The following is a 6,323-nucleotide window of genomic DNA, read 5'->3' as shown; positions in this document are numbered from 1 at the left end:
AGGACTATCTTTTCTTACTCCTATAATCTTATCAGATTCTTTTGTAGATAAAACTGCTAATGCATAAGAACCTTCAAGATCTCTCACTGCTTCTCTCACTGCTTCTCTTAAATTTGTTGTATATTTTTCCTCTATAAGATGAGATATAACTTCAGTATCAGTTTCTGATTGAAAGTCATGTCCTTTTTCAACAAGTTCATTTTTTAATTCCTGGAAATTCTCTATAATCCCATTATGAACAATTGCAAATTCATTATTACAATCATAGTGAGGATGTGAATTTATTTTTGAAGGGCGCCCATGAGTGGCCCATCTGGTATGTCCAATACCTTTTTTTCCTTCTTCATTAGAAAAATCCATTAGTTCTTTTAATTCATCTAATTTTCCTACCTCTTTTGTTACATTTATTTTTTTATTTGCCTGTAATGCAATTCCAGCTGAATCATAACCTCTATACTCTAAATGTTCTAAGCCCTCCATTAAAATTGGAGCAGCTTTTTTGTCTCCTATATATCCTACTATCCCACACATACTATTATTACCTCCATTATATTTTATATCTTTTTTTTATAATTAAACAAAAGCTGATAATTATAAACTTATAAATCTGTCTGTTGTTTTCTTTGTAACTCCAATTACTCAGAGTTTTTAGAAACAACTTAAGGCCAAACATCTGCCTGAGGGCATCCGCCGAAAATATTCGATAAACCCTCTTCCTCGTCAACTTGACTTTTTTTCGTTCAAGTCAAGTCCAGGCGCTTTTCAAAATATTTTATTTTTGTTTTATTTATCATATTTCACCTCCTTTATATTTTATACAAGCATTTATTAGTATATCATATGCAAAAGCATATGTTAAAAACAACATTAATTAAGTTCTTCTTTAATAGTCTTACTTAACTTTTTTTCCCATTTATTTAACAATTTTTCATCTTTTCCCTCAAGCATTAATCTTATTACAGGTTCAGTACCTGAAGCTCTTACAAAAACTCTTCCTTTTTCACCAATTTCTGCTTTAGCATTTTTTATTTCTTTATTTATTTTTTCATTTTCCTGCCATTTTTCTTTATACTTTACTTTAACACTATTTAGCTTTTGAGGCCAAAAATTCATAACTTTGCTTAATTCGCTTAATTTTTTACCCTTTCTCCTTATAATATCTATAAGTTGTACAGCAGTTAAAATCCCATCTCCAGTTTTATTATAATCTAAAAATATAATATGTCCTGATTTTTCCCCACCTAAATTATATCCTTTTTCTCTCATTCTTTTTAAAACATATCTATCACCATTTTTGGCTAACTCTACTTTTGCACCTCTACTTTCAAGTAACTCTTTTAGGCCCAAATTACTATAACGGGTAGTTACAAGAGTTTTTTTCTTAAGTTTATCTCTTTCCAGCATATCCAATGCACAAATGGCCATTATTGTATCCCCATCAACAATATTCCCCTTTTCGTCAACAAAAATAACACGATCTGCATCACCATCATGGGCAATCCCAAGATCAGCACCTGTATTTTTTACTAAATTAGCAACTTCTTCAGGTTTTGTAGAACCACAATTAACATTAATTTTACTTCCATCATTAGTATTATTTATTACTTTTAAATTAATCTTTAATTTTTTTAATATTTTTGGTGCTACTTCATAAGCTGCACCATTAGCACAATCTAAAACCACCTTTAAATTAGAAAAGTCACCATCAACAGTGCTTAATACATGATCAATATATTTTTTGACTTCACTTTCTTTATTATTTACTCTACCTACTTTTTCATGAGTAGGATTTGCTAAATTATCTAATTGATTTAAAATCAAATTTTCAATTTCATTTTCTGTTTCATCACTTAACTTATAACCATCTTTATCAAAGAATTTAATTCCATTATCAGCAATCGGATTATGTGATGCTGAAATCATCACCCCTCCAATAACATCCATTTTTTCGGTTAAATAAGCTACCCCAGGAGTAGGTATAATATCTAATTTATTAACATCAATCCCTACTGAGTTAAAACCTGCAACAAGAGCAGCTTCTAACATATCTCCGGAAAGCCTGGTATCTTTGCCTATATTTATTGTTGGCCTGGTATTTTTATCAGTATCTTTTTTTAAATAATGACCACCTGCTTTGGCTATTTTATATACCAATTCAGGTGTCAATTCTTCATTAGCAACTCCTCTAACTCCATCTGTCCCAAAAAAATTACTCAATAAACTCACCTCTCCTATAGTTTTCGTATTTTATTTAACTTATATTTTAGTTTACTGTATATATTTATTCTATAATATTTATTCAAACCCTTCATTAATAATAATTTTTTAACTAACAAAGGAAATCCAAACTTTTTCCTTAATTATTATATAGGTGATTAATATGAAAATAAATGAATTTTTCAAAACAAATAGCAAGACCAAATTACAAAATTTTATTAATTATAAAGATATTTTCATTGTTCTTTCTTTATGGTATTTAATTTATTATGTAACAAAAATAATTATAAATTTTCAAATCACAAAATATTCTCCTAATTTTGAAGCTATTATAGATTATTCTCTTTTTACCTCAGGAAGATTTATTTTTATTGCTTTAACAATTTTTTATTTTGTTAGCATTTATAATTTAAATATTAAAGATTTTAAATTAAATTTTGATTTTAATCTTAAATTCTCAATACAGGTATTTTTTATAATTGTTTTTTTAACTACAATAGTTATAGTTTTAATAAATATGCCACTCAGTTTAAATGATTTTTCTTCAAAGGACTATAATCCCTTATATAAAATTGAGAGTCCTGCAGTTTTTATAAATAGTTTATTCCCCTATATTTTATTTTTTAGTGCAAATATTATTATAGTATTAGCTGAAATATTTGTTCTAGAAAATATATTAAAAAATTATTTATCAAAATTTTTAGGAGAAAAAATTGCTATTTTTCTTTCAGCAATTTGTTATCCTTTATTAATTAATATATCTTCACTTCTTTTAATAATTCAATATATTCTTTTAGCTTTTATTTATTTTATTCTTATTAAAAAAAATAAAAATATCTTTTATGCTGTATTTATAGGAGCATCTTTTTATACATTAATGATTTTATATATCTATGGTTGGAATATTTCCTATATTATTTAAAAAAATTCTAAAAAAATTTATTAAGTTATAAATTGAATTATAAATAAAAAAAGTATATATTATTAATTTAAATAAGACTATATTTTAAATTTTAAATATATTAACTAATAAATTTAAATTTTGCCATAATTTTGCTAATTTTAAAAAATTTATTTTTTTGCAGGAAAACTTAAATTTAACCAGTATTATACATATATAATCACCAAAATTACAGCACTTTTTTATTCCTAATTAATTACGATTTGAAAGGAGGTGGACACCTGAAAAGAGTATCTTAGAATAGAGTAGTTTTTAGGTATTTAATTTTTAAATTAAAAGAGGAGGAATAATTCTAAATGAAAAAAATCACTGTTTTAACTTTAACTTTTATCTTTATTTTATCAATGAGTGTAATGACTTTCGCAGCAGAGGATGTAGAATTAAAAGATCCCTGGGTTACTGAAAAAACACAGGGCCAACATGGTGGTACTTTAGTTACTGCTTTATTAGGAGATCCAAAAACTTTTAACACCATTATTGCTCAAGAAACTTCATCAACAGATATTACAGATGGTTTTATTTTTGAAGGTCTTGTCACAAGAAATGGTGTTACTACTGAAATAGAACCTGAACTAGCAAAAGATTGGGATATAAGTGAAGATGGAACAACTTATACTTTCCATTTAAGAGAAGGCGTAAAATGGAGTGATGGAAAAGAATTTACTGCCGATGATGTTATCTTTACTTTTGATGTTATAAAAGACGAAGATGTACCAACAAGTACTAGAGATGTTATGATGGTTGATGGACAATTCCCAGAATACAGAAAAATTGATAAATATACTGTGGAAATAGAAATTCCTAAACCATTTGCACCATTTTTAAATAACATGACTACTTATATAGTGCCAAAACATAAACTATATGAACCATGGAAAAATGGTAATTTCAATGAAACCTGGGGTATTAATACTGAACCAAGCGAAATCGTAGGTACAGGTCCATTTACTTTAGGTGAATACAAACCTGGTGAAAGAGTAGTATTAATTAGAAATGCTAATTACTGGAGAAGAGATACTGAAGGTAAACCTTTACCTTATATTACTAGATGGGTTAGAATTATCTCTGAAAGTCAGGAAACTCAAACCTTACTTTTTGAAAAAGGTCAAACTGATTTTCTTACTGTAAGAGGTATCGATTTCAATAGATTTAAAGAAAAAGCTGATCAGGGTAATTATCATATGGTAGATGCCGGTCCTACTTTCTCTACCAACTTCCTTACTTTTAACATGAATCCACGTAATCCAAAATTGGAAGAAGAACCCTGGAAATATGATTGGTTTACTAACCTTCATTTCAGAAGAGCAGTAGCCTATGCTATGGATAAAGAAACTATGATTGATCAGGCCTTAGCTGGTTATGGTACTCCACAGTGGAGTCCAGTTAGTGCTCCAAATAAAGTTTTCTTAAATGAAGATGTAAAAGAATATCCTTATAGTTTAGAAAAAGCTAGAGAAGAATTAAAAGAAGGTGGATTTAGCTGGAATGATGATGATCAATTAGTAGATAAAGATGGTAGAAGAGTAGAATTTACAATGATAACTAATGCTGGTAATACAGTAAGAGAAACCATCTTAAATATCATTGCTTCTGAACTTAGAGATTTAGGTATGAAAATAAACTCTTCTCCTGTTGAATTTAATGCTCTTGTAAACAAACTTATGAGTGAGTGGGATTATGATACAATTCTTATCGGTCTAACCGGTGGAGTTGAACCTCACTCTGGTTCAAACGTATGGCCTTCACATGGACATCTTCATATGTGGAATCCAAAACAGGAAGAGCCTGGAACCGAATGGGAAGCTAGAATAGATGAGCTATTTGAAAAAGGCGCTTCTGCAGTTAAAACTGAAGAGCGAATTGAATATTATAATGAATTCCAGGAAATTATAGCAGAAAGAGTTCCGGTTATTTATACTGTTACTCCAAATAGTCTTTATGCTATAAGAGATGACTTGAAAAACACTGAACCTACTGCCTATGGTGGAATTACCTGGAATATTCATGAACTATATTTTGCAGATTAATCTAACTCAAATTTAAATCCCAAACAGAAGGGGGAATTATCCCCCTTCTTCTTTTGAAATTATATTATTTGATTTTATAAAAATAATGTCTATCAAACTTATTATCAACATAAAAGAAGCTATATTTGAAAGGAGTATTGAGTAATGAAAACATATATAATAAGGAGAATATTACAGGCCATACCATTACTTTTGGCCATATCATTATTAGCATTTTTAATTATGCAATTATCTCCAGGAAGTTATCTAGATAGAATAAGATTAAATCCTGATGTATCTGAAGAACTTATAGAAACTATGGAAAAACAATATGGTCTTGATAAAACAATACCTGAACAATATTTTCACTGGTTATGGCAATTATTGCACGGTAATCTAGGTGAATCATTTACCTATAAAGTCCCGGTTACTCATGTAATAGGAAGTCGTATGTTAAATACTTTAATATTATCATTAGCAGCAATGATCTTAGCCTGGGGGGTTGCCATTCCAATTGGTATCTTTTCGGCTACGCACAAATATACACTTGGAGATAATATATTTACAAGTTTAGCTTTTGTAGGATTATCTATACCTAACTTCTTTTTTGCACTATTACTTTTATTTTTAATCGTAAGGTTTAATGTTGGTCTTCCAATTAGTGGAATGACAAGTGTCATGCATGATTTTATGAGTCCTGCAGGTAAAGTAATAGATATTTTAAAACATTTACTTGTCCCGGCTGTAGTTCTTGGAACAGCCCGTATGGCAAGTTTAACAAGACAGATGAGAGGACAAATGATAGATGCTATGCGTTCTGATTATATTAGAACAGCTAAATCTAAAGGATTAAAAAATAGAAAAGTTGTTTATAAACATGCTTTACGTAATGCAATTAATCCTATGATTACTATTTTTGGTTTTCAGATAAGTGCCCTCCTAAGTGGAGCTGCCCTAACTGAAACAGTTACAGGATGGCCTGGTTTAGGTAAAATGATGTTAACTGCTGTTAGATCAAAAGATCTATATTTAGCTATGGCCGGCCTGATGATGGGTAGTGTTTTGTTAATTGCTGGTAATCTTATAGCTGATGTATTGCTGGCTGTAAGTGATCCACGGATAAGGTATAATTAAGGGGG

5 protein-coding genes are annotated in these 6,323 nt (G+C 29.1%); 3 read left to right on the top strand and 2 right to left on the bottom strand.

The genetic code is table 11. The annotated features are described in order from the left end of the window. Both VJ881_11340 and glmM read right to left on the bottom strand, forming a co-directional pair. Positions 1–531: glutamine--fructose-6-phosphate aminotransferase (locus VJ881_11340; GenBank protein HKL76648.1), on the bottom strand; the 531-nt coding region annotated here is incomplete at its 3' end. Positions 532–867: 336 nt separating this feature from the next. Then, a complete protein-coding gene (gene glmM / locus VJ881_11335) occupies positions 868–2,226 on the bottom strand; it encodes a phosphoglucosamine mutase (protein HKL76647.1) in 1,359 nt (452 codons plus the stop codon). Positions 2,227–2,380: 154 nt separating this feature from the next. Here glmM and VJ881_11330 point away from each other — a divergent pair, with 154 nt between their 5' ends. The 3 genes from VJ881_11330 (at position 2,381) to VJ881_11320 (ending at position 6,318) form a co-directional block, all read left to right on the top strand. Then, a complete protein-coding gene (locus VJ881_11330; GenBank protein HKL76646.1) occupies positions 2,381–3,139 on the top strand; it encodes a hypothetical protein in 759 nt (252 codons plus the stop codon). A 335-nt stretch (positions 3,140–3,474) separates the two neighbouring features. After that, a complete protein-coding gene (locus tag VJ881_11325; GenBank protein HKL76645.1) occupies positions 3,475–5,205 on the top strand; it encodes an ABC transporter substrate-binding protein in 1,731 nt (576 codons plus the stop codon). 144 nt (positions 5,206–5,349) lie between these two features. After that, the gene (locus VJ881_11320) at positions 5,350–6,318 is read left to right on the top strand and encodes an ABC transporter permease (protein ID HKL76644.1); all 969 of its coding nucleotides are present in this window, start codon (positions 5,350–5,352) and stop codon (positions 6,316–6,318) included. Positions 6,319–6,323 lie beyond the last annotated feature (5 nt).

Source organism: Halanaerobiales bacterium, assembly GCA_035270125.1.
GTDB lineage: Bacteria > Bacillota > Halanaerobiia > Halanaerobiales > DATFIM01 > DATFIM01.
Note: the sequence above shows the minus strand (reverse complement) of the source record. Positions and strands in the feature narration are given on the sequence as shown.